Genomic DNA, 24,784 nt, shown 5'->3' with positions numbered 1-24,784 from the left:
GCTGACTGAATGCTTCAGTTCTCAATAAATAAAAACGCCAGTTGATTTATCAGCTGGCGTTTTTTATTGCTTGCCATTAAGAGACGAAAAGTGTCTCAGAACATCAAGTATCAAAAAGGCCGCACTTGGCGACCTTTTACAAACAAATAGCGTTTCAATGCCAACAAATCGTAGGCTTAGCCCTTACCGCCTTTGATTGCATTGATGATTTCACTGGTTGAGCACCCATCCTCAAAGTTCAATACACGAACTTCGCCACCTGCAGCAATGACTTCTTTACCACCAGCAATCTCTTCTGGTTTGTAGTCACCACCTTTTACTAGCAAGCTTGGCAGAACTTCCGAGATCAAACGTTGCGGCGTATCTTCACTAAATGGTACTACCCAATCCACAGCGCCCAAACCTGCCAATACCGCCATACGGCGATCGGTTGGGTTCACAGGACGACCAGGCCCTTTAAGACGCTTCACTGATTCATCGGTATTCACCGCAACAATCAGGCGATCACCAAGTTCTGCAGCGTGATTGAGGTAAGAAACATGCCCAGCGTGGAGAATATCAAAGCAGCCGTTTGTCATAACGACTTTCTCGCCACGTGCACGTGCTTTTTTCACTGCTTCAATCAGCGCTTTTTCTGAAATCACACCGTAATCCGTGTCTTGGCTGCCATGTACCGCTTCTGCCAGTTCAATTTCAGACAAGGTCGAGGTACCAAGCTTACCAACAACAACGCCTGCCGCCGCATTCGCTAGTGCACACGCTTCTTCGAAGGATTTACCCGCCGCCACTGAAGCTGCAAGTACAGAAATCACCGTATCACCAGCACCAGTCACGTCGTACACTTCTTTCGCTTGAGTCGGAAGGTGGAATGGCTCTTGACCACGGCGGATCAACGTCATGCCGTTTTCACTACGCGTAACCAGTAGCGCTTCAAAATCAAACTCTTCAACAAGCTGAAGTGCTTTTTCAACCAGCTCTTGGTCTGATTTCACTTTACCTACAACGTCTTCGAACTCTTTCATGTTTGGTGTTAAGAGTGTTGCTCCGCGGTAGCGTTCAAAATCCGCACCTTTAGGGTCAATGAAAACTGGAATGTTTGCTGCGCGCGCTTTTTGGATGTATGCCTGAACATGCTCTAACGAGCCTTTTGCGTAGTCAGACATAATCACGGCTTTAACGTTTGGCAGAGCGGCATCCATACGCGATAGCACAGGTGCAGAATCCGTGTTTTCAAACTTATCTTCGAAGTCGAGACGAATAAGCTGTTGTCCACGGCTCATTACGCGAAGCTTCGTAATCGTTGGGTAATCCGGCAGTGCAACGAAATCGCATTTCACATTGAGTGAGCTCAGCGTCTCCGTCAGCACTTTTGCAGGCTCATCTTCCCCTGTTAGACCAACAATGTGAGCATGGCCACCTAGTGATGCGATGTTCATCGCAACGTTCGCAGCACCACCAGGACGCTCTTCATTGTTTTCTACTTTTACAACAGGAACCGGCGCTTCAGGAGAAATACGTCCGGTTGGGCCATACCAGTAACGATCTAGCATGACATCACCGATGATGAGCACACCAGCGCTGTTGTAATCAGGTAGAATTGGTTTCATTATTGGTCTCCAAAAATTAAATCGAAGTGAGTTTATCACAGCCCTTATCGAGGCTAAATATATGGTCTTAACTGAACCACTGATTCCAAGCCTGTTTTACCCACTCCCTTTCGGCAACAAACTTATCTTCCACCACATCAGCATCTAAATTGAGTAGATTTCGTCGGTGTATTTCGTTTCGCATTGTCGTGTAGGCACGTATCAACTGCATTGCCTGGTCTTCGTCCATGACATTTTGTGCAATGAGTGTTTCAAAGATGCGCACATTATCACACCAACGCGTTAATTTCGGCTTATCGTGACTATAGTTGAGCACTAGGTACTGAGCGAGAAATTCGATATCGGTAATCCCACCCACATCTTGCTTGAGCATAAAGCGTCCTGGCTTTTTCCCCCCAAGATGACCGCGCATTTTCTCTCTCATTTCGACAACGGCTTTTTTCAGTTCCGCCCGATCGCGCGCTTTGCACAACACATCATGTCGCGTATTGTGAAATGCAATGGCAAGGGGTTCATCGCCATAAATCAAGCGCGCGCGCACAAGTGCTTGATGCTCCCATGTCCAGGCTTCTTGATGCTGATAATCGTCAAACGCATCGGTTGGACTAACCAACAAACCTGACGCGCCAGATGGGCGCAAGCGGGTATCGACTTCGTACAAAATGCCGGAAGCGGTGCGAGTCGAGAAAATATGGATGATGCGCTGCGCTAGGCGAAGGTAGAACTGACGGCCGTCGATTTCCTTTTTGCCATCTGTATAGACATTGACTGGGCAGTCATGCATGAAGACGATATCCAAGTCGGAGTTATAGCCGAGTTCCCAGCCACCGACTTTGCCATAGCCAATGACGGCAAAACCCTTGCCTTCACGATCTTTCACGTGCATTGGCTCGCCGTATTTTTCGGACACTTGCAACCAAGCCTGACTGACCACCGCATCAACGATAGCTTCCGCCAAATAGGTTAAGTGATCACTCACTTTCATCACCGGCAATGCACCAGCAATATCCGCCGCCGCAATACGTAAAATGCAGATTTGCTTAAACTGACGCAACGCTTCCATTTGCTGCTCCATATCATCTTCTGGAATACGGGCCAGATAATCACGCAGCTCTGTACGGTAACTGTCTAATGGGATTGGATTGTACAACTGTGCAGGATCGATCAACTCATCGAGTAAGATCGGATACCGAGATAGCTGCTCTGAAATCATTGGGCTTGCGGTACACAAACGCACGAGCTGTACTAGAGCCGCTGGGTGCTCATCCAATAACTCCAGATAAGTCGTACGAGTGCAGATATTGTGCAGTAAATGCAGCACTCGCGGTAAACCAAACTGTGCATCAGGGTGGGCAAACACCGCATCAAATACCTTCGGCATCAAACGGTTTAACACTTCGCGTCCACGCGGTCCTAACGTTTTTTTAGCCAGATCGGTTTTAAAGTTGATGATGGTTTTCGCGCATGAAGCAAAGTCTTCAACCTGAATATCCTGCTGCAAGATATGTTCAAGCACATCTTGTTTGTTCGCCATATCCCATAACTCATGAAAATGACGAGCAACCGTAGTACCCTCGTCTTCTTCATCATCACCAATTAACGACTCAAATACTTGATGGACATTCGCCATGTGCTGCTGAGTTTGCTCAATCAGTTGGTCCCAAGAGGTCATTTGCATCGCGGTAGCGAGCTTTAAGCGTTCGGTTTCGCAATCAGGCAGCGTCTGGGTTTGCTTGTCCGCCATCGCTTGCAACAAGTTTTCTAATTGACGCAAATACTTGTATGCGACTTCTAGACTGCTGACTTCTTGCGAAGTGAGTAACGCCAGCTCTTCAATGCCTTGAAGCGTTTCCAACAACCCTCGATTACGAAGAGAAGGCTCGCGCCCCCCTCGAATTAATTGAAAAACTTGGGCGATAAATTCAATTTCTCGGATGCCACCTGCGCCTAACTTAATGTTGTTGTTCAAACCTCGGCGGCGAACCTCACTACTGATCATCGATTTCATCCGACGCAAAGACTGAATCGCACTGAAATCAATATAGCGACGAAAAACAAAAGGACGCAGCATTTGGCGTAGCTCTTGGTATTGCGGGTACATTTCGCACCCCATCACTCGAGCTTTGATCATCGCGTAACGCTCCCAGTCACGTCCCTGTTCTTGATAATAATCTTCAAGCGCAGCATAGCTCATGACTAATGGACCACTCTCACCAAACGGACGCAGTCGCATGTCGACACGGTAACAAAAACCATCGAAGGTTTGTTGATCGAGCGCTTTGATGATGCGTTGACCAAGACGAGTAAAGAACTGGGCATTGGCAATACTGCGGCGCGCGCCTTGTGTCTCACCGTTTTCTGGATACGTGAAAATCAGATCGATATCGGAAGAAAAGTTTAACTCGCCGCCACCCAGTTTCCCCATGCCGATAATCAACATCGGCTGAACTTCACCTTCCTCACTCGTCGGCGTTCCCCACTCCTGACAACACGCTTGATATTGCCATTGATAGGTTTCAAAAATCATCGCTTCAGCCAACTCGGATAAGTGGCTTAAAGACGTTTCTAGCGACCATGTATGCGTGAAATCCTTCCACGCAATGTACACCATTTCTCGGTTGCGAAACTGACGCAACACGCGATGACCAGACATCTCATCCGGGCATTGTCCCAACAGTGCAGCAAGACGTGAGCGGTAAGATTCCTGACGACTTGATTGCGCTAACATGCTTGGCAACTCACGGGCTAAAACTTCATCGCGATGAATGGCCTCGGTAATAAACTGGCTTAAGCCCGCCACATAGCGAAATTGCTGCGCAATCTCATCTGGCCAAAGGGGAAAATAACCTGCCTCTTGAGCATTTTGTACGGCAGATTCAGCGATAGAAATCAGTGGCGAAGGCAGCTGCATTTTTCTTCCTTGTTTGAAAAGCACGGTAACTCATTCTTTATACCAGACTTAAAGCAAATAAAAACGCCCACAAAAGGTTTGTGGGCGTTTTATCAAAAGTTCTGGATAGAATATTAAACTTGGAAAGATTTGATCTTCTTGTCTAACTCGCCAGCATTATTTTGCATCATTTCAGAAGTTTCTAGCAGCTCTGTCACAACCACAACCGAGGCTTCCACCAGCTCACGTACATTGGTGAGGTTTTGACTCATCTCTTCTGCAACACTACTTTGCTGACCAGACGCCGTCGCGATCTGGAAGTTCATGTCATTAATTTGCGTCACTTGCCCAACAATACCATCGAGCTCAGATCCAGCATTAGAAACCAGCTCGTTTCCATCGGCCGCTTCCACTACGCTTTTCTCCATGAGTTCTACAGCAGATTCTGCACTGGTTTGCAGCTGAGCAATCATCTCTTGAATTTCTACCGTCGCTTGTTGTGTACGCTGTGCAAGGTTACGAACTTCATCTGCAACCACCGCAAAACCACGACCCGCCTCGCCAGCTCGCGCAGCTTCAATAGCCGCATTCAGTGCAAGCAGGTTAGTTTGTTCAGAGATACCTTGAATCGTACCCACAACACTACCAATGGATTCAACACGTTCTTCGACCTGGTTAACCGCCTGCGCCGATGAAGCGATGTCCGACGAGAGTTCACTCATTTTCGCCATCGTACTTTGCAAGAACTGTTGACCAGAAATCGCTTGTGCGGAAGCTTGCTCTGTAAGAGAAGACGCCGTCTGGGCATGTTCTGCGACGGTTTGCACCGTCGACGACATTTCACTCATCGCCGTCGCAAGTTGATCAATTTCGTTAAACTCTTCTTGCGCCGACTCTTTCGTTTCCGACATGCTCAGCGTCATCACTTCCGTGAGTGTGGATAACTCATCAGAAGCATTAATTTGCATTTGAATCACATCGTGCAATTGGCGACGTGTCTTTTCTAATTCACGTGCCACGTCTCCGTATTCATCTTTACAATCCATACCAAATGGCACGGAGAGGTTCTTGCTCGCCATCAGTTTGATCGCGTCGCTCAGATACTGTGTTTGACGCAGCATCACTCTAGCCGCCGCTAATAAGAGTACGACAAAAACCACAATCAATAAGGCGGTTTGCCAAGCAACTTGCGTTAAGTATGCTTCGTAATGCTGTTGGGCAACTTGCGCGTTTTGTGTCGCCGCTAAAAGTGAATCGTAAAAGGTGTTCGCGTCCCACAGTTGTTTTGCCACTATCAGGACAGTACTGAAGACCATCAACATGACCATTTTAGGAACCAGTCGAATGTCGGATATGACCCTTTCCCATGGCTTAAATGCCAGCTTTTCCATTGTCAGTTCTCCACCGAGTCTTATATAGTCTTTATCTATAATCTTTATATTACTTATAGTTATGTTCGCGTTTAGCGTGGTTACGCGATTTATTTCGAGCTTCGTATGAAAAACAATGATATCAAAGACAGCACACGACCGATGGGCCTGTTGTCACTAATATTGTCTTTTATGGCACTATTTGTGATCTCTGGCTTGTTGTTTTTCCCGATCGATCACGAAACCCGTCAAGTTCTTATCGGTCTGGATTTCATAATCTGTAGTATTTTTCTATTACAGCTCACCATTGATTTGATCCGGTCCACAGATCGGTGGTTATTTCTTAAACGTCATTGGATAGATTTCGTGGCGAGCATCCCATTAATAGAGCCACTGCGCTTTGCTCGTATCTTTCATATTCTTCGAGTGGTATTAGTACTGCGCTCGTCGAAGTTCATTTTGCATCAGCTCAAAGAGAACCGCCGCGAAACCACGGTCGCCTCAATATTACTGTTGATGGTGATCCTCATTACGCTCGGTTCTAGTGCAATGCTGTTTATTGAAGCGAAAAACCCAGAAGCGAATATTCGCACTGGCGCCGATGCTTTGTGGTGGGTATTCGTAACGATCTCAACCGTTGGTTACGGCGATCATTATCCGGTGACCTCAATAGGAAAGTTTTTAGCCGTCATCATCATTGTTTGTGGTGTGGGGATCTTTGGTATGATTTCGGGTCTTATCACCTCTATCCTTACTGCCCCGACAAAACAACAGACGCACAGCTTAATCAATAAAGAACGTATGCTCGAGCAGCTCCTAAGCCAACAAACGCAAATACTAGAACGACTCGACTTCATAGAAAACGAGCTGCAACAAAGCAAAACAAAGACAAAAAAATAGGACCATACGGTCCTATTTTTTGCCCTTATCACCAGAACGATCATTCACGCCAATAAGGCTGCACTTCCACACTGATCGCTCGGGTTTGATCCATTGCATGCAAAATTGAACGCTCTTGACGGTGCAACCAGCGTTCTAACTGCTCTTTTTCTGCGTCTTCCAACATATCAACCAACGGAAGTAAGTGGTTCAGCATTAGCAGATCATCAATACCATGCACCAGATCCGCCCATGGCAAACGGAAGCTGTTACGCTCATCCGAGTTATATAGACTCGCGAAACCAATACCGGTATAGAGATTACGCAGCAAGCGATAGCGCTGATCAACGTACTCTTGCGCCGTCAGGTCGCGCTCTGCTGGGAAAGCTTCCATTAGTTCTGCCCAAGTGCGATCGAGCTGAGTGACTGAAAACGGCATGATATTACTTGCCATTTTTTCGCGCGCTTTTTCATCAAGAAACGGCTGCCAGCCACGCGCTAAGATCCAGCGACTAAGATCCAGCAATAACCCGGTGTAACGCGCGGAATTGAGCAACCCTAGCACTTCTTCACGGCTTGGCAGCTCTTGTAACTGCTGAGTCAACTCAGATACTAAGAACTTACGCGCATCCAACTTACGCAGCACATTGCCTTTGTCATCTAAGAGCTCTTCAAGGTGTGCATGCTCATCCAACCAACTCAGTTCTTCTTCCAACCATTTAAGCTCTTGGCGCAGAATCGCACTCGCGCGACGAGGGACAACACCACCAAAAATGGTCAATGTTTGACGAATAAAACGAATGGCATTGCTGATTTCACGTAGCGCTTCCACATTGTCACGCTCAGCATAAATTTGCTCGTGATAATGCCAGTGAGATAGGGCGTGTTCTAAAGAGTTGATCAAGCAGTATTCAACGGTATCCGTCGGGCTACTGTCCACAAGCGCCAACGATTTTACTTCATCACCTGCATAGCCACTTGCAAGTCGATAGCCTTTCGCCGCTTTACTCAAGTTACCCAAACGCATGCCACCTTGCTCGCAAAAGCTACGTGCTAGTGTAAATAGGGCATCGGTTTGGCCCGATTTAAGTTCCAGTTCAACTTCGCAAATCGGTTCTTGTTTCTCTTCCCCATCTTCACCTTTGGCGACGACCATACCTTGGTCAAACGCCACTTCTATTTGGCTACCGTCTGGCATGCCAATCAGCCACTGTTCACGTGTGAAGTTGGTCGAGAATAACGGCATAAGCTCAGATTGCAGCGTTGCTGCGTCTTTACCTGGCGGCCAAATGTCTACAGGATGAAGCGACAGATTAGGCTCGTCGCTAGTGTGCTCAGCATTGTATTCTGGTCTTTGATGTAAGCCTGCGACGACGCGTCCTGCTGTCTTTACGGTTTGGACGAATACATCATCAAAACGGCGAATTCTTAAACCAATGTCGTGCTTTCTCAGCCATTTATCGGCGGTATCAAAGTAGGTGTTACCCAAGTCACGACAACTATGCTGAAGTACTTTTGTCTCAGAAATTTTTTCTTTTAAAGTTTCTGAAAATTCAGGAGAAACAAAAAACTTCAGTTCTATTTCGGTTTCCATAGCTATACCTTTCAAAGCAGATAGAAACAGGATATTGCGTAATTTCTCGCACGGCAAGAGAGAAATATCGCCGGAATGATGATCTAAAACAGTTTTAATGAGCGATTTAATGCGTTACCATGCGCGCCTTTATAGCCATCGTTCAACATTTCGCCAAGCACTCAGAAATGGTGTATGTTTTTTTAAGGTTATAGTTATTAGGTTGAATGACCATGCCAGTAAATACAATTATGGGGTTATTTGCAAAGTCCCCAATTAAGCCTTTGCAACGCCACGTTGTGTGTGTCAACGAATGTTGTTCACACTTGGTGAAATTCTTTGAAGTATCTTCAAAGGGTGACTGGGAAAAAGCATCTGAAATCCGTGCACAAATTTCTCACCTAGAGAAAGAAGCGGACGTGCTGAAACGTGAAATCCGTCTAAAACTGCCTCGCGGTTTGTTCATGCCAGTAGACCGTACTGACATGCTTGAGCTTCTGACTCAGCAGGACAAACTTGCAAACCTGGCAAAAGACATTGCTGGCCGTGTATATGGTCGTCAACTTGTCATTCCTGAGGCTCTCCAACCAAACTTCCTCGCTTACGTTCAACGTTGTCTTGATGCGGCCGATCAGGCGCAAAAGGTAATCAATGAACTTGATGAATTGCTAGAAACCGGCTTCAAAGGTCGTGAAGTGACGCTCGTCGCTGAAATGATTCATCAATTAGATGTCATCGAAGATGATACCGATGCTATGCAGATTGAACTTCGTCAACAGTTGATGGCGATTGAGTCTGACATGAACCCTATCGATGTCATGTTCTTGTACAAGATTCTTGAATGGGTAGGTGGTATTGCCGACCAAGCGCAGCGCGTAGGTGCTCGTTTGGAAGTCATGCTATCTCGATCTTAAAACATAAAGTTAACGACATAACGAAGAGCATAATAAACACGTGTCATAGGGACGATGACTATTTTCATCGTCTTATGGTTTGGCGCGCGTAAAATTTTGTTCCGCTTGTTATAAAACAACTAGGTATTACGATGGATATCCTTGCGAACTACGGCACTGTCCTGATTATTGTTGCAGCGATTTTTGGTTTCATGATGGCGATTGGTATTGGCGCGAACGACGTTGCTAATGCGATGGGTACATCAGTAGGTTCAAAAGCGCTAACCGTAAAACAAGCTATCATCATTGCGATGATCTTCGAATTTGCAGGTGCTTACCTTGCAGGCGGTGAAGTAACCGACACTATCCGTAAAGGTGTAATCGAAACTTCTTTATTTGCTAGTCAACCTGACGTTCTTGTCTACGGTATGATGTCTGCTCTTTTGGCTGCGGGTACATGGTTACTTCTTGCCTCTTACATGGGCTGGCCAGTATCTACGACTCACTCAATCATCGGTGCAATCATTGGTTTTGCATGCGTATCAGTAGGTACTGAAGCGGTTGACTGGGGCAGCGTTCAAGGCATTGTTGGTAGCTGGATTATTACACCAGTGATTTCAGGTTTCTTTGCTTACGTTATCTTTGTCAGCGCACAACGTCTGATTTTTGATACTGAGAACCCGTTATTCAACGCCAAACGTTTTGTTCCTGTTTACATGTTCATCACAACAATGGTGATTGCACTTGTAACTATCAAAAAAGGTCTAAAACACGTTGGTCTTCACCTAACCAATGGCGAAGCTTGGATGTGGGCAGCAGCAGTTTCAGCACTCGTGATGGTTGGCGGCTACGTATACATCCAGAAAAAATTCGCTAATCGCGAAGAAGACCGCAGCTTTTCTGGCGTGGAAGGTATCTTCAGCGTTCTGATGGTTATCACCGCTTGTGCAATGGCATTTGCACACGGTTCAAACGACGTTGCAAACGCCATTGGTCCACTGTCTGCTGTAGTATCGACTGTTGAACATATGGGCGAAATCAGCACGAAAAGCACCATCGCTTGGTGGATTCTACCTCTTGGTGGTATTGGTATCGTGGTCGGTCTTGCGACACTGGGTCACAAAGTAATGGCAACCGTTGGTACAGGTATCACTGAGCTAACTCCTAGCCGTGGTTTTGCAGCTCAGCTAGCAACCGCTTGTACTGTTGTTCTAGCTTCTGGTACTGGTCTGCCAATCTCAACCACTCAAACATTGGTTGGTGCGGTTCTCGGTGTTGGCTTTGCTCGTGGTATCGCGGCACTAAACCTGGGCGTGGTTCGTAACATCGTGGCATCATGGATCGTTACACTACCAGCAGGTGCACTATTGGCCGTTGTATTCTTCTACGGACTTCAAGCGATGTTCGCTTAAGACACTCGTCAATAGAATGTAAGCGCTTTGTCATTATTGACTCAAACGCACAGAAAGGGAGGCTTTGCCTCCCTTCTTTGTTGCACCGAAGTTTGAAACTGCATACTATTCGTCTATTTCCGGCTCCAATCATTCGGTGCCAACGCTGTCTCCAAGAAAAATCGTTAAGGGATTTACTGTGAAAAAACTAATCATCACGGTTTTGTTTACTTTGCTAGCAGCGCCAGCGGCCCTAGCAGCAGACCGTTATATTTCTGATGACCTCTTCACTTTTATGCACTCAGGTCCAAATAACACCTACCGTATTATTGGTAGTGTTAATGCCGGTTCTAAAGTACAACTGATTAAAACCAACCGAGATACTGGCTATACGCAAGTTCGTGATGACCGCGGTCGTACTGGTTGGGTACAAAGCAAGTTTGTGACAAACCAAGAAAGCATGGCGATTCGCCTTCCTCGCATTGAGAAAGAGCTAGCAGAAGTGAAAGAGCAGCTTGCTAACGCTCGTAAAACATCTGATGCAGAGAAAGCCGGTCTTGTTACCTCTCTAGAAACGCGTAACCAACAAATTTCCGATCTTGAGAATAAATACTCTGAGATCAGCGATCAGCTTACTTCTGTTGAAACAGAAAACCGCGAGCTGCGCGCTAAACTGGATACACAAAAAGATGACATGCTGCTTAAGTACTTCACTTATGGCGGCGGTGTTGCAGGTTTAGGTTTGCTATTTGGTTTGATTCTTCCGCATGTCATGCCTCGTAGAAAACGTTCACCTGCGGGTTGGGCATAAGTCCTTCGCCCTTTTATCTATAAAAAAGAATGCAAAAGCCAGTCGATATTCGACTGGCTTTTTTGTTTGCTTAGTTTTACGGAAATCTGCACTACTCCCCCATTGAACTAGACGCTCGACGACGATCCGTTGCGCCATAAACTCCGGCACCAAGATTTCTGCGAAGGTTTTCTTTTCCACCAGCAAGCCTGTTGGGTCATACGGCTTAGTGCGATCTATCTTGGTGCCATACTGGATATTTGGTAGGTCAATGGCCTCTTGCGCTGATAACTTCCAATCCAGCACCCCAACCACGGTTTTGAGTACATACCCCGGGATTTGTGAACTACCTGGTGACCCAACCACCAAACGCAAATTATCATCACTGTCCATCACCATTAATGGCGTAATAGCCGAACGTGGACGCTTGCCCGCTTCAATTGAGTTTTGAGTAGGCTTACCGTTAAGCGTTGGTTGAGGTGAAAAGTTTGCCATTTGTGCATTCAAGATAACGCCATCAACCATGACACCAGATCCCATTCCCGTGCCAACGGTGCTGGTCATAGCAATCGCATTACCTTCCCTATCAACGATAGAAATGTGCCCTGTATCTTTGCTCTCGAAGCCTTGATATTGCGCATACTGAGTTTGCGTTATCTGTCCGGCTTTTGGATTCTCTTTCGAGGTGCCATTATCAGGGATTAAATCACGTCTCTGATCTAGATAGGCTTTAGACAACAACTGTTCAACTGGCGCTTCCACATAATCCGGATCTCCGGCATACGCAATACGATCGGCTTTTGCTAAGCGCATCGCCTCGGTCATTAAACGCCAAGGCTCTACATCCGTTTTCGCCATATGGGCAATGTCATAGGGTACAAGCAGTTCAAGACTCTGAGCGACCATCACACCGCCAGAAGCTGGGTAACCAAAAGAGACGATTTTATTCCCACGATAGTCGCTCTCGATGATGTCACGCAGCTTCACTTGGTAATGTTTAAAATCTTCTAAAGACAACTTCTCGTGTTGGTCGCCAATACGACTATTGACCGTCTCTACGATATGCTGACCAAGCTCACCACCATAAAGGTAACTATCGCCTTGTTGCGAGATCTTCCTCAGCGTCTCAGCCATTTTCGGGTTCTTCATTAACGTCCCTGTTGGCTTCACTTCATCATCTTGCCAATACAAGGCTTTAATTTCTGGGTCGCGAGCCAAACGCGTTTGCTCTCGCACGACGATATCATAGGTATAGCTATTCATCGCGTACCCATCACGCGCGAGCTTAATCGCAGGTTGAACCAACTCAGACCATGGTAATTTGCCGTATTGCTCATGAGTGGAATAAAGTAGACGCAAGGTGCCCGGCACTGCAACGGAGCGAGGCCCCAAAATTTCATCGCGGCTGAGTGCTTTCCCATTTTCAATAAACATCTCAGGGTGAGCGCTAGACGGCGCTTCATCTCGCCCATCAAGGGCTAAAAACTTCTGCTTGTCATGTTGATAAAACAGCGCGAAAGTACCGCCGCCAATTCCCGTCATATCTGGCTCAACTACAGACATCACCATCTGCATCGCGACCATGGCATCAATGGCGTTCCCGCCCTCTTTCAATATTGAATAACCAGTGCTGCTCACGTAAGGGTTGGTCGCGCTGACCATAAAATCTTGTCCGTTATTATCTGGTGTTATAGGGAAAGGGGTCGGCTTTGCTGCGTAACTTAACGACGCAACAACACTTAAAGAAAAAATCAGAATACGCATGTGTCTCTGTGTAGACTCCTGTTATTTCATGGGGTCTAACGTGGACCAAGTCGTGATGACGAAGTTCGTGAATATGGCGCTTTTTTACACAACGCTGACTGGAATCGCGCTATCAATAGTTGAACGATATTGGTGCTATTTAAACGACTTAGAAAAGCTATATTTTGCTTGTTTGAGTATCTAAAAATCATCACCAGAATAGATGCAAAAGGTGTTCTGAAAAATAAAAAAGCCAGCGATATGATTTCGCTGGCTTGATGTGTTGCTATAACAGTTACCCTTTCCACTCATACAACGCTGGTATACGAATTTGCTCACCTTGGAACTCGACAATCACCGCTTGCGGTTGTATTTCTCTTAATGTGACCTGCCCATCAACAACGTCTCCTTGATGATATTCAACATTGTTAATTTTCACCCAGCGGCGATTTTCATCACTGGCGTACATGTGAGTTTGCAAATTGAGCGCAGGTAAACGCCCTTGCCATTGGTGAGCGTTGCGCTCTAAATCGTTCACGCGCACCGTTTGTGGTGAAGGCGCATCATCTCGGGATAACGCATTTTCGACCTTTCGCGCCAAATCAGGAGATAATGAGGACAAGTCAAGATCATCCAGAGACAAACCTAGGTCCTCTTCAACTACTGAAGTGCCTTGAGTTGATACAGATGTTTCTATCTCGTCTTTGTTTGCTGTATTACTCACGTATTCATCAGATGTTGCAAACGTACCAAAATCACGAGACAGCTCTGCACTTGGCCACTCTCTTGGCAATTGCGCCAACTGAGTAGTTTCAGGATAGTCCAATGCTTTGAACGGTTGTTCCGCTTCCATCTTAGCCTTAGGGGCGGAAGTACTAGCTTCAGCATGAGGCGTAAGGAGATCTAAATACCAAGCAACTCCGATTGCAGCAACGGTGATCGGCAACAAGAACAAACCAATATGTTTCATGGCTGACATTATGCGTCCTCCTTCTCGATTCGTGCCAGTTGAGGCGCATCTGGCTGCACGTTTTGTTGAAGACGATCTAGCGTCCGCTTACCTGCAATGCCGTCGACCCCAATACCTTGCCAACGTTGGAATAACTCAACGCGCTCTTTCATCGCACCATCAAAAATAGACGTTTCAAGCAGTGGCTCACTTACCGCTTCTGCTAATAGTCGGTCTAATACTTCGATCGCAGGACCTTCCATGTCTAAACGTAATGTCTCTTTCAACGGCGCTTGCCACAGTTCAATGATATTGCCTTGCCACATCGGCTTTAGCCACGAAATAGGCAGACGCAGACGCTGCTTGCCATTGAGCACTTCGACTTTGTCATTGCCGACGGCGTACAAAATGACATACCCAACATCACCTTGATAATTCAACTCCAAAATTACAGGGCGATTTTGTTGCATCAGCAGCGGCCAGGTCGCCATTTTACGCTCACAACGCATGGTCGATTGGGGTTCTGATAAACAAAGATTGTCGCGAACCGATGCTTGATAACCCCACAAACGATACAAATCATTCACGGCGAGATTCGACTGTTTTTGTGCTAACAATAAGTCACGCTGATCATCTGTCAATTGTTGGTTGACGACTATTGGCGTTGGCTCCTCTCTTGGTGCGGTCACTTGCGCCAACACTGACGTTGCTTGAGCTGGCATATAATTCACGACCGCCCACCCCGTACCTAATGCCGCAATAAGACCCACCGTGACAGAGCCCCAAGCCGGCCAGCGGAAAGTACGGCGCTCTTTTTTATCTTGCTGATAAATATCTGCCTGAAACTGCATCACCTCTTCACAGGCCTGCTGAACGGTTTGCTTATCCACCACCACATTACCTTGGTGATAACTGATGTTGAGAGATTTATCACAGATAAGATTAATCAAGCGCGGGATGCCGTGACTGTATTTGGCAATGAGTTTACAAGAAGCACGATTAAACAGTTGTTGGTCACCACCTGCCGTATGTAATCGAAACGCGATGTAATCTTCTGTCTCTTTTTCATCCAACGGCAACAAGTGATAACGCCCAGTAATCCGCTGAGCGAGCTGGCGTAGTTGCGTTGTTTGTAATAACCGCTGTAATTCAGGCTGTCCGACCAACAACACTTTGAGCAGTTTTCTGGTATCGGTTTCCAAGTTGGTCAACAAACGTAACTGCTCTAAAACGTCGGCAGCAAGGTGTTGAGCCTCATCAATGACCAGCAATGTCTGCCAGCCTGAGCGATAATTACGCAGCAAGTATTTGTGAATCACTTGGTTTAGCTGTTTGAGGTTTGCATCTGGCGGGTAAGTAATTTTGAATTCATCGCAAATAGCTTCGAGCAAGTCTCGACTCGAAAACGTGGGATTTAGGATCAGACCCGCTTTGGTGTTATCACCTAAATTCGCCAGCATCGCTTTTGCGACGGTCGTTTTGCCTGTACCCACTTCGCCAGTAAGCATAGCAAAACCACCGCCATCGCCTAGCCCGGCTTGGAGATGTGTGATTGCCTCTTTATGACGTTGGCTTAAATACAAATAACGCGAGTTTGGAACAATCGAAAATGGTTGTTCTACAAACCCAAAAAAGTCCTTATACATTAGGCTCTCCAGCTAAAAAACCACCAGGGAATAGTCAGATATAATATAAACATAGCTGCATCTACTCTCGGGAGTAAAGAAAAGTACCATTGCTTGCTACAATGTCCAACGGCATATCAATAAATTAAGAGGTAATTCGTGCAAGTTTATTTAGTAGGTGGCGCAGTTCGAGATAAATTGCTCGGAATTGATAGTTATGACAACGACTGGGTGGTCGTAGGTGCGACTCCCGAGATGATGCTGTCCCAAGGGTACACCGCCGTTGGTAAAGACTTTCCTGTATTTTTGCACCCAAAAAGTAAAGAAGAACATGCACTTGCGCGAACAGAAAGAAAGTCAGGGTCTGGTTATACTGGCTTTGAGTGTTTCTTTGATCAAAACGTAACCTTAGAAGAAGATTTAATTCGTCGTGATTTAACCATTAATGCAATGGCAATGGATGATGCAGGTAAGCTCCATGATCCTTACGGCGGCCAGCAAGATCTCAATAATAAACTACTACGCCATGTCTCAGACGCCTTTGTCGAAGATCCTCTACGCGTTTTACGTGTCGCTCGCTTTGCTGCCAAGCTGGCTGATCTAGACTTTACGGTTGCCGACGAAACCATGCAGTTAATGCGCCACATGGCAGAATCTGGAGAGCTGAGCACACTGACTCCCGAGCGTGTTTGGCAAGAATGGCATAAATCCCTCTCCACCCCTCGCCCTGATATTTTCTTATCGGTTCTAAGAGATTGTGGTGCATTGACCGTTGTTCTACCTGAAATTGATGCACTATTTGGCGTACCTCAACCAGAAAAATGGCATCCAGAAATCGATACGGGCATCCACACTTTGATGGTGGCAGAGCAAGCCGCAAGATTGAGTGACTCACTCCCCGTCAGATTTGCCGCCCAAGTGCATGATTTGGGCAAAGGGGTGACACCAGAGAGCGAATGGCCAAGCCACAAAATGCATTGTCATACAGGATTAAAACTGATCAAAAAGCTGTGCGAGCGTGTCCGGGTGCCGAATGAGTTTCGTGATTTAGCCTTGATGGTGTGCGAACAGCACTCCAATATCCATCGCGCAGCCGAGTTAAAGCCGCAAACCATCATAAAAATACTCAACAAATTCGATGTGTGGCGCAAAGCTGAGCGCTTAGAAGATATTTTAATATGCTGTCAGGCTGACCATGCAGGTCGAAAAGGGTTAGAAGAGAAGCCTTATCCTCAAGCTGAGATTTTTACCCGCGCTTATCAAGCCGCAGCCGCCGTAGATGTTCAGAGCATCATTAAGGATGGATTTAAAGGCCCGGCAATACGTGATGAACAAGAAAAGAGACGGATTGAAGCGGTAAGAGTCGCTTTGAATAAGTGATCTGAGCTCAGATTAATTAACCGAATTGTATTCATGCCAGGTCATTCCAGCGGGCCTTAGCGAGACTAGGAATCTAATATCAGCACGCAGGGAAGTTTTAGAAGTGACCAACGCCACAAGAAACTCGGAGAGAAGATTCTGAATCTCGCTCCTTCGTCGCTGTTCAGAATGACGTTGTGGTTTAGGTATGCAGCTTGCGGTTAAGCAAGCTGCCAATCCGTCGCGTTATCAGGCGCTAAGCAAGAACGCAAACAAGCCGAAACCTAGAATCAGACGGTAAATCACAAACGGTGTCATGCCCATGCGTGAAATCATCTTTAAGAAGAAGTGGATACAGATGTACGCACTGATAAACGATGTGATGATACCAGTCAGCAAGAAACCAATATGGACAGGTTCACCACTGGTCACTAGCTTCATGCCCAAGTAGCTACCAGCCAATGTAATGATGGGGATCGACATTAAAAATGAAAAGCGCGCAGCCGCTTCTCGAGTAAAGCCAAGGTAAAGTGCAGCCGTAATGGTCGCCCCTGAACGCGACGTTCCAGGAATCATCGCTAAGGCTTGAGCAATACCGATAAACACGGCTTTCTTCCAACCCGTTTGGTATTCATCCGCAACCAACTTAGCGTTTTTGTCTACCCACCAAAGCAACAAACCAAATACGATCGTTGTGGTCGCGATGACATAAGCGCTACGTAGATACACTTCAATGATGTCTTTCATCAACAAGCCAAACACACAAGCTGGAATCGTGGCGATCACGATCATCCAAGCAAGTTTTGCTTCTTTACTCCGATCTCCTTTAAAGATCGAAGCAAATAATGCCTGGAACAGAGTGATCACTTCATGGCGAAAATAGATCACTACCGCCATTAATGTACCGACGTGAACAGCAACATCAAAAGCTAGACCTTGGTCTTCCCATCCCAAAATGGCGGAGGGCAGGATCAAATGGGCAGAGCTCGAAATAGGCAAAAACTCTGTCAGACCCTGAATCAGAGCCAGAATAAAGGCTTCAAAATAACTCATGTAAACAACTCAAATTAAAAATGAAAAAGAAACAGGTTTGAGTGAATCGACTGGCTGCATTGCATGCCAAATATCTGCGACTGTGCGTCCATCGCCTGGGATCACTAATTGAGGTTCGAGATCATACAGAGGCTTTGTGACAAAAGGATATTTGTAGATATCACTGCGAGGTAGCTCAGGTTTTTTCTTGGAGACACATTCACCGAACAACACTATATCGAGATCCAGTGTTCGATCCTGATACTTTTGCGCATTTTCTTCGCGTCCCCACTTAAATTCAATCTCACGCAGCTGATGACTCAACTCTTCTAATGACAACTCGGTACGCATTGCAACGACAAAGTTGTAGAAGTTCTGGCTGCTAAAGCCAATAGGTTCACATTCATATACCGGCGATACGAGGAGACTTTCTCCAAGCTGTAGAAGCTCCTGATACGCAGCGAGCGCATGTTGCTCTCTTTCTACATTCGTACCAACACCGATATAGGTGGTGATCATGCTTGACCTCGCTCAATCACGACACCAACAGCGCGAGCTTGTGGCACGGCACCAGGTTTTGCTAAACGGATTTTCACCCAAGGCACAGAGAAACGCTGCATGATAAGCTCTGCCACTTCTTCGGCTACACGTTCAACCAACAGAAAACGACCATTTTCAATATGGCTCAGTACCGCCTCACTCACTTGCGAGTAATCCAACGCATCTTGCACATCATCGCTTTTACCCGCAGGCTTGTTGTCGTGCGCCATTTCGATATCCAGAACCAACTTTTGTTTAATTTGTTGTTCCCAGTCGTACACGCCAATCGTGGTGATTACTTCTAATTGTTCAATAAAAACTTTATCCAGAGCCATCTTATGTCCTTCTATTACAGAGGTCGGATACCCGTGAGGGGTAATTTGATCGTAGTATTCTATACCTAAGTAACATTTACTTGGGTCATCACAATGTTACTTAGGTATAAACTGCGAAAGCATCTTTATATACAAGAAATCACATAATGCAAGCTCTATCACAGTGAGGATTTCTGCATTATGTGAATTCGAGGTATGATAGCAACTACGCGGGAACCGAGCATTAAATTCCAATCCATCAAGGACTTCTATGGACGCACTGGCACTGATAATGACAATGGCCGCCTATTTACTGGGTTCGGTTTCCAGTGCGGTTTTGATCTGTCGACTCTTAAAACTGCCAGATCCACGCAGTGTAGGCTCCAACAACCCTGGAGCAACGAACGTATTGCGTATTGGCGGACGAGGAGCCGCTGTTTCAGTCTTGTTGTGCGATATGCTCAAAGGCACCATCCCCGTGTGGGGCGGATACTTTCTTGGTATCGACCCTATCATTCTTGGCGTCATCGCCATTGCTGCCTGTCTTGGGCACATGTACCCCATCTTTTTCCACTTTAAAGGCGGAAAAGGTGTTGCAACCGCGCTTGGCGCTATCGCTCCGATTGGTTTGGACTTAACAGGATTAGTGATGTTAACTTGGCTGTCAGTAGCCGCGCTATTCCGCTATTCATCCTTAGCGGCTCTCGTCACGGTTTTGGTCACTCCGTTTTATACTTGGATGTTTAAACCGCAATACACGTTACCTGTTGCTATGCTGTGTTGCTTAATCGTATTTAAGCATCATCAAAATATTCGGCGGCTTTTGTCTGGCAACGAGCCAAAAATCGCCGAGAAGAAACTGACATAAAAAAACTCGGCTTAATGCCGAGTTTTTCGTTTAAAGAGGGATGCATTGGTTATGCATGAACTCGATTCAGGAAGTTCAACAACATTTGGTTGACGAACTCCGGCTGTTCTAAACAACTGATGTGTCCCGCTTGCGGAATTTCTACCAACTCACTGCCCGTGATACAGTCTTTCATTAAATACGATTCGAAAACCGGGCGAGGCTTATCTTCACAGCCCACCGCAATTAACGTCGGCAGAGCGAATTTTTCCGAATCTTCAATAACATCACGGCGACCAAACACCATGCGACCAATGCGAGCCACTTCAACCGCACGCTCACCACTCAGGCTTTCTAAACTGCGTTTGAATGCAGCGACCAACTCAGGATTCACCTGCTCAGCGTTATTAGCAAAAAACAATGGCACGACAGCTTCAATAATTGGCGCAGGCACCGCTTGGACTTGGCTAATGGTATCAAGCATTGCAAAGTACTTTTTATACGTAACTTCTGGCTCCCAACCAATGAAGGTATCCATCAATACCAGTGATTTCACACGTTGCGGCGCTTGAGCCGTTAGCTCCGCTCCCCACATGCCGCCAACAGATAAGCCCACCACCGAAAACTCTTCAATGTCCAAATGATCCATCAACGCCAACATATGTTGTGCATAATCAACTAATGACTGTGTCGATGTAGGGGCTGCTTCTGACTCACCATGTGCCCACAAATCTGGCACAATACAACGATATGACTGGCTTAAAACTTCAATTTGTGGCGCCCACATTTGGCTATCCCATAAATAACTGTGACCAAACAGTAATACTGGACCATCACCTTTATCAAGGTAAGCAAGTTGCTGACCTTCAATTTCAAACTTATTCATTGTTATATCCATTTCTTATTCTTCCGCATCATCCTATCACTGAAACGATACCGAACTGCTCGCATCAGTCAGAGTGTAAACGAAGCTTTTCATTGAATAGCTAAAAATAAAGGCCTCTGATGAGCAGAGACCTTTATCGTTGTGAATCTATTTCAAACCTACCGCATAAGTTTGATTAAGCGACTGGCGTCAGTTGGTCAATCGGCCAACGTGGGCGAGCCTCTACTGACATATCTGCCACTTCGCCATTCTTCAAACGCTGCATACCAGCGTAAGCGATCATCGCACCATTATCCGTACAGAACTCTGTTCGTGGGTAGTAAACCTCGCCGCCAACTTTCTTCGCTAGCTTCTCTAACTCTGCACGTAAACGACGGTTAGCACTCACACCACCAGCAATAACAATACGCTTCATGCCTGTTTGCTCAAGCGCGCGTTTACATTTAATCGCCAATGTTGCACACACGGCTTCTTCAAATGCCAGTGCGATGTCTGCGCGAGTTTGCTCGTCATCGCCATTCGCAGCAATCGTATTTGCTGTAAAGGTTTTCAGGCCAGAGAAACTCATATCCAAGCCAGGGCGATCTGTCATTGGGCGCGGGAACTTAAAGCGACCTGGCGTGCCTTTTTCTGCTAGTTTAGACAACAGTGGGCCACCTGGGTAATCCAACCCCATTAGCTTCGCTGTTTTATCAAACGCTTCGCCCGCCGCATCATCAATCGACTCACCCAAAATTTTGTACTCACCGATGCCTCTCACTTCGACCATCATCGAGTGACCACCCGACACCAACACTGCCACAAACGGGAATGGCGGTGGGTTATCTTCCAGCATTGGAGCCAACAGGTGACCTTCCATATGATGAACAGGTACCGCTGGCACTCCCCAAGCATAAGCAATACTGCGACCAATAGTAGCGCCCACTAATAGTGCACCGACGAGACCCGGCCCCGCGGTGTACGCGACACCATCAATGTCTTTCGAAGTTAAGTTCGCTTCTTTTAGTGCCTCTTTAATAAGAGGAATGGTTTTCTTTACATGGTCACGTGAAGCCAACTCAGGCACCACACCACCGTAATCTGCGTGCAGTTTTACTTGGCTGTAAAGCTTGTGTGACAGCAGACCTTTTTCATCGTCATAAATCGCGATGCCAGTCTCGTCACAAGAGGTTTCAATACCGATAATGCGCATGGTTTTCTCAGTATGCTTTCTGTATAGAGGAAATTTGGGCGTCATATTACCTCGCCTTGGTGCTGCAAACAAATTTTGTACAGACAATAATCGACAAAAGGCTTTACAAAGTAGTTGTGATCGGATTAAAATTCCGCACCATTTTTGATCAAGCTGGTAAGAGACCAAACAATTGTGATTTGGTCTGTTGAATACCAGCGTTAACGAATAACCCCTGAGGTGAAAGGCATATGCCAGTAGTTAAAGTACGTGAAAACGAACCGTTCGACGTTGCTCTACGTCGTTTCAAGCGCTCTTGCGAAAAAGCAGGTATCCTTTCTGAAGTGCGTCGTCGTGAGCACTACGAAAAACCAACTACAGTTCGCAAACGCGCTAAAGCAGCAGCTCAAAAGCGTCACGCTAAGAAGCTAGCTCGCGAAAACGCTCGTCGCGTTCGCCTGTACTAATAACTGAGCTCCAAAAGGAATTTAGTTATGGCTCTGATTGATCAACTCAAAGAAGAGCAAAAATTAGCGATGAAAGCCAAGGACAAATTGCGCCTTGGTACTATTCGTTTAGCCCTATCAGCAATCAAGCAACGTGAAGTTGACGAGCAGATCACTCTGAACGATGACGACATTCTTGCAGTATTGACCAAAATGGTTAAACAACGTCGCGACTCTGTAGCGCAGTATGAAGCAGCGGGTCGTCAAGATCTTGCTGATGCGGAACAAGCAGAAATTACCGTTCTTGAGGACTTTATGCCTCAACCACTGACAGACGAAGAAGTAGCGGCTCTTATCGAGAACGCGATTGCTGAATCTGGCGCAGCTGGCATGCAAGACATGGGCAAAGTAATGGGCGTTCTGAAACCGCAAATTCAAGGGCGCGCAGATATGGGTAAAGTAAGCGGTTTAGTTCGCGCTAAACTGGCTTAAGATACCCCACCCAATTGCAGCAAGCCGTGCTATCCTTTGGAACGCACGGCTTGTTTGTATCTGGATGAATGGAATGAAATAAGTGAGCAACACGCTTATTCTTTTAAAGCATTCACTCCACTCATCATCTTCTTTTTTTGTTAGGTTTTATGGCTGGACACATTCCTCGCAGTTTTATCGATGACCTTCTAGCTCGACTTGATATTGTCGATATCATCGACGCACGTGTGAAACTTAAGAAAAAAGGCAAAAACTACGGCGCATGCTGCCCGTTCCACAACGAAAAGACGCCGTCATTCAGCGTCAGTCAAGAAAAACAGTTCTACCATTGTTTTGGTTGTGGTGCGCACGGAAATGCCATCGACTTTTTGATGGAATTCGACCGGCTAGAATTCGTCGAAGCCATTGAAGAACTCGCTTCATACTTGGGCTTAGATGTTCCTCGCGAACAACGTAGCGGCGGTAATGGTTCGTTCCAGTCAGGCCCACAAGCAAGCAGCAGTGAAAAACGTAATCTATACGACTTAATGGGCAGCATTGCTCAATTTTATCGTAACCAACTCAAGCAGCCAGCAAGTAAAGTGGCGATTGAGTATCTAAAAGATCGCGGCCTGTCTGGTGAAATCGTCCAGAAATTTGGCATCGGCTATGTGGCTGATGAATGGGATTTAGTTCGTAAGAACTTTGGCCAGAATAAAGAAAACCAAGACATGCTCGTCACGGGCGGCATGTTGATTGAAAACGATAAAGGCAACCGCTACGACCGATTCCGTGGTCGAGTGATGTTTCCTATTCGAGACAGACGCGGCCGAGTGATAGGCTTTGGTGGTCGAGTATTAGGTGATGGGACACCGAAATATCTCAACTCACCCGAAACCCCGATATTTCATAAAGGTAAAGAGTTGTATGGCCTTTATGAAGTACTACAAGCGTACCGTGAGCCACCACAAATTTTAGTGGTTGAAGGCTATATGGATGTTGTCGCGCTTGCTCAATATGGCGTAGATTATTCCGTTGCCTCATTGGGTACCTCTACAACGGGCGATCACTTGCAAGTGTTATTCAGGCAAACAAGCACCGTCGTATGTTGTTACGACGGTGACCGCGCAGGCCGTGAAGCAGCGTGGCGTGCCATGGAAAATGCATTGCCTTACCTAACTGATGGTCGCCAGTTAAAATTCATGTTTTTGCCGGATGGAGAAGATCCCGACTCTTATATCCGACAAAACGGAAAACAAGCATTTGAACAACAAGTGTCTAATGCGATGCCTTTGTCTGAATTCATGTTCAGCTCATTGACTCAGCAAGTCGATATGAGCACGAAAGAAGGCATGGCAAAACTCAGTACCCTTGCTGTTCCTCTCATCGACAAAGTCCCTGGCGGCACTTTAAGACTATACTTGAGAGAACTGCTTGGCCGCCGTTTGGGTTTGGTTGATGAACGCCAACTACAGCAGCTAATTTCAAAACAAGGTAAAGAGGATAAAAGGCCTCAACCTCATAAAGAAATCAAGCGAACGCCGATGCGAGAAGTGATCGCGTTACTGATTCAAAACCCACAATACGTAAGTATGGTGCCAGATCTAACTAGCGTTAGAGATTTACCCATTCCTGGTCTAAGTTTATTTGTTGATGTACTTGATAAATGCCAAGCGCATCCCCATATCAACACAGGCCAATTATTAGAGCATTGGCGAAACAGCCAAAATGAGACCCTTCTGTCTCGTCTCGCGAGTTGGGACATTCCACTCGATGAGGACAACCAAGAAGAAATATTTTTAGACTCACTGGATAAAATTATTGCCCAGTGCGTAGAAAAACAAATTGAAAACCTGCAGGCCAAAGCAAGAAGTGTCGGTTTATCAGCCGAAGAGAAAAGGGAGCTGCTAGCACTTATGCTAGATTTAAAAGCGTAACCCTGTTTAATTAGTCAGCAACGATTTAATTTGTTATAGTAAGTGGTTTGCATTTCGCATACTGATTCCTT

General features: G+C 46.2%; 21 protein-coding genes. 9 read left to right on the top strand and 12 right to left on the bottom strand.

The window, feature by feature from the left end; all coding sequences use genetic code 11:
* Positions 1 to 176 precede the first annotated feature (176 nt).
* The 3 genes from hldE to B7360_RS04200 all read right to left on the bottom strand — a co-directional run bounded on the left by hldE (position 177) and on the right by B7360_RS04200 (position 5,888).
* The gene (gene hldE, locus B7360_RS04210; RefSeq protein WP_012842166.1) at positions 177 to 1,607 is read right to left on the bottom strand and encodes a bifunctional D-glycero-beta-D-manno-heptose-7-phosphate kinase/D-glycero-beta-D-manno-heptose 1-phosphate adenylyltransferase HldE; all 1,431 of its coding nucleotides are present in this window, start codon (positions 1,605 to 1,607) and stop codon (positions 177 to 179) included.
* A 67-nt stretch (positions 1,608 to 1,674) separates the two neighbouring features.
* Positions 1,675 to 4,518: a bifunctional [glutamate--ammonia ligase]-adenylyl-L-tyrosine phosphorylase/[glutamate--ammonia-ligase] adenylyltransferase gene (gene glnE / locus B7360_RS04205; protein ID WP_085342791.1), complete on the bottom strand. Its 2,844-nt coding sequence runs from the start codon at positions 4,516 to 4,518 to the stop codon at positions 1,675 to 1,677.
* 113 nt (positions 4,519 to 4,631) lie between these two features.
* Positions 4,632 to 5,888, bottom strand: coding sequence for a methyl-accepting chemotaxis protein (locus B7360_RS04200; RefSeq protein WP_005395942.1), 1,257 nt, complete (start codon positions 5,886 to 5,888; stop codon positions 4,632 to 4,634).
* 105 nt (positions 5,889 to 5,993) lie between these two features.
* On the opposite strand from B7360_RS04200, the gene B7360_RS04195 reads away from it, so the two are divergent.
* The gene (locus tag B7360_RS04195) at positions 5,994 to 6,767 is read left to right on the top strand and encodes a potassium channel family protein (RefSeq protein ID WP_085342790.1); all 774 of its coding nucleotides are present in this window, start codon (positions 5,994 to 5,996) and stop codon (positions 6,765 to 6,767) included.
* Between the two features lie 40 nt (positions 6,768 to 6,807).
* Here B7360_RS04195 and B7360_RS04190 read toward each other — a convergent pair whose 3' ends face one another.
* Positions 6,808 to 8,340 carry an inorganic triphosphatase gene (locus B7360_RS04190; RefSeq protein ID WP_005395946.1) on the bottom strand — a complete coding sequence of 511 codons (1,533 nt, stop codon included), beginning with the start codon at positions 8,338 to 8,340 and terminating at the stop codon, positions 6,808 to 6,810.
* Positions 8,341 to 8,552: 212 nt separating this feature from the next.
* Between B7360_RS04190 and B7360_RS04185 the strand changes: the two genes are divergently transcribed.
* From B7360_RS04185 to B7360_RS04175, 3 genes are all read left to right on the top strand, one after another.
* Positions 8,553 to 9,233, top strand: coding sequence for a TIGR00153 family protein (locus B7360_RS04185; protein ID WP_031780508.1), 681 nt, complete (start codon positions 8,553 to 8,555; stop codon positions 9,231 to 9,233).
* A gap of 131 nt (positions 9,234 to 9,364) precedes the next feature.
* Entirely contained in the window at positions 9,365 to 10,624 is a 1,260-nt protein-coding gene (locus B7360_RS04180) for an inorganic phosphate transporter (protein ID WP_005395948.1), read from the top strand.
* A gap of 178 nt (positions 10,625 to 10,802) precedes the next feature.
* Positions 10,803 to 11,414: a TIGR04211 family SH3 domain-containing protein gene (locus B7360_RS04175; RefSeq protein ID WP_031780509.1), complete on the top strand. Its 612-nt coding sequence runs from the start codon at positions 10,803 to 10,805 to the stop codon at positions 11,412 to 11,414.
* Here B7360_RS04175 and ggt read toward each other — a convergent pair.
* From ggt to B7360_RS04160, 3 genes are all read right to left on the bottom strand, one after another.
* Positions 11,394 to 13,157, bottom strand: a complete 1,764-nt coding sequence (gene ggt / locus B7360_RS04170) for a gamma-glutamyltransferase (RefSeq protein WP_371343599.1) — start codon at positions 13,155 to 13,157, stop codon at positions 11,394 to 11,396. The genes B7360_RS04175 and ggt overlap by 21 nt on opposite strands.
* Before the next feature lie 274 nt (positions 13,158 to 13,431).
* On the bottom strand, positions 13,432 to 14,115 hold the full coding sequence (locus B7360_RS04165; RefSeq protein ID WP_005395951.1) for a general secretion pathway protein GspB: 684 nt from the start codon (positions 14,113 to 14,115) through the stop codon (positions 13,432 to 13,434).
* Positions 14,115 to 15,731, bottom strand: a complete 1,617-nt coding sequence (locus B7360_RS04160; protein WP_005395952.1) for an ExeA family protein — start codon at positions 15,729 to 15,731, stop codon at positions 14,115 to 14,117. The genes B7360_RS04165 and B7360_RS04160 overlap by 1 nt, the downstream gene beginning before the upstream one ends.
* A 138-nt stretch (positions 15,732 to 15,869) precedes the next feature.
* Between B7360_RS04160 and B7360_RS04155 the strand changes: the two genes are divergently transcribed.
* Entirely contained in the window at positions 15,870 to 17,090 is a 1,221-nt protein-coding gene (locus B7360_RS04155) for a multifunctional CCA addition/repair protein (RefSeq protein WP_085342789.1), read from the top strand.
* 228 nt (positions 17,091 to 17,318) lie between these two features.
* Here B7360_RS04155 and B7360_RS04150 read toward each other — a convergent pair whose 3' ends face one another.
* From B7360_RS04150 to folB, 3 genes are read right to left on the bottom strand one after another with little or no spacing between them, the layout of a single operon-like run.
* A complete protein-coding gene (locus tag B7360_RS04150) occupies positions 17,319 to 18,122 on the bottom strand; it encodes an undecaprenyl-diphosphate phosphatase (protein ID WP_006743204.1) in 804 nt (267 codons plus the stop codon).
* Between the two features lie 9 nt (positions 18,123 to 18,131).
* Positions 18,132 to 18,620, bottom strand: coding sequence for a 2-amino-4-hydroxy-6-hydroxymethyldihydropteridine diphosphokinase (folK, locus tag B7360_RS04145; RefSeq protein ID WP_012841141.1), 489 nt, complete (start codon positions 18,618 to 18,620; stop codon positions 18,132 to 18,134).
* Positions 18,617 to 18,976: a bifunctional dihydroneopterin aldolase/7,8-dihydroneopterin epimerase gene (folB, locus tag B7360_RS04140; protein ID WP_005395977.1), complete on the bottom strand. Its 360-nt coding sequence runs from the start codon at positions 18,974 to 18,976 to the stop codon at positions 18,617 to 18,619. Before folB ends, folK begins: the two co-directional genes overlap by 4 nt.
* A 250-nt stretch (positions 18,977 to 19,226) precedes the next feature.
* On the opposite strand from folB, the gene plsY reads away from it, so the two are divergent.
* Complete coding sequence (gene plsY, locus B7360_RS04135) at positions 19,227 to 19,823, top strand: glycerol-3-phosphate 1-O-acyltransferase PlsY (RefSeq protein WP_085342788.1); 597 nt, start codon at positions 19,227 to 19,229, stop codon at positions 19,821 to 19,823.
* A gap of 49 nt (positions 19,824 to 19,872) precedes the next feature.
* Here the strand turns inward: plsY and B7360_RS04130 are convergent, their stop codons facing one another.
* A complete protein-coding gene (locus B7360_RS04130) occupies positions 19,873 to 20,688 on the bottom strand; it encodes an alpha/beta fold hydrolase (protein ID WP_047009057.1) in 816 nt (271 codons plus the stop codon).
* Between the two features lie 175 nt (positions 20,689 to 20,863).
* Positions 20,864 to 21,880 carry a tRNA (adenosine(37)-N6)-threonylcarbamoyltransferase complex transferase subunit TsaD gene (gene tsaD, locus B7360_RS04125; protein ID WP_046874179.1) on the bottom strand — a complete coding sequence of 339 codons (1,017 nt, stop codon included), beginning with the start codon at positions 21,878 to 21,880 and terminating at the stop codon, positions 20,864 to 20,866.
* A gap of 230 nt (positions 21,881 to 22,110) precedes the next feature.
* Here tsaD and rpsU point away from each other — a divergent pair, with 230 nt between their 5' ends.
* The 3 genes from rpsU (at position 22,111) to dnaG (ending at position 24,713) form a co-directional block, all read left to right on the top strand.
* Entirely contained in the window at positions 22,111 to 22,326 is a 216-nt protein-coding gene (gene rpsU, locus B7360_RS04120; RefSeq protein WP_001145625.1) for a 30S ribosomal protein S21, read from the top strand.
* Positions 22,327 to 22,353: 27 nt separating this feature from the next.
* Positions 22,354 to 22,797 (top strand): GatB/YqeY domain-containing protein, encoded by a 444-nt coding sequence (locus B7360_RS04115; protein WP_005395984.1) that lies wholly within the window; start codon positions 22,354 to 22,356, stop codon positions 22,795 to 22,797.
* A 149-nt stretch (positions 22,798 to 22,946) separates the two neighbouring features.
* Positions 22,947 to 24,713, top strand: coding sequence for a DNA primase (dnaG, locus tag B7360_RS04110; RefSeq protein ID WP_005379719.1), 1,767 nt, complete (start codon positions 22,947 to 22,949; stop codon positions 24,711 to 24,713).
* Positions 24,714 to 24,784: the final 71 nt, after the last annotated feature.

It is taken from the genome of Vibrio sp. ArtGut-C1, assembly GCF_002105475.1.
Classification (GTDB): Bacteria; Pseudomonadota; Gammaproteobacteria; order Enterobacterales; family Vibrionaceae; genus Vibrio; species Vibrio diabolicus.
The sequence above is the reverse complement of the archived record's forward strand: the minus strand, read 5'-3'. Positions and strand labels throughout refer to the sequence as shown.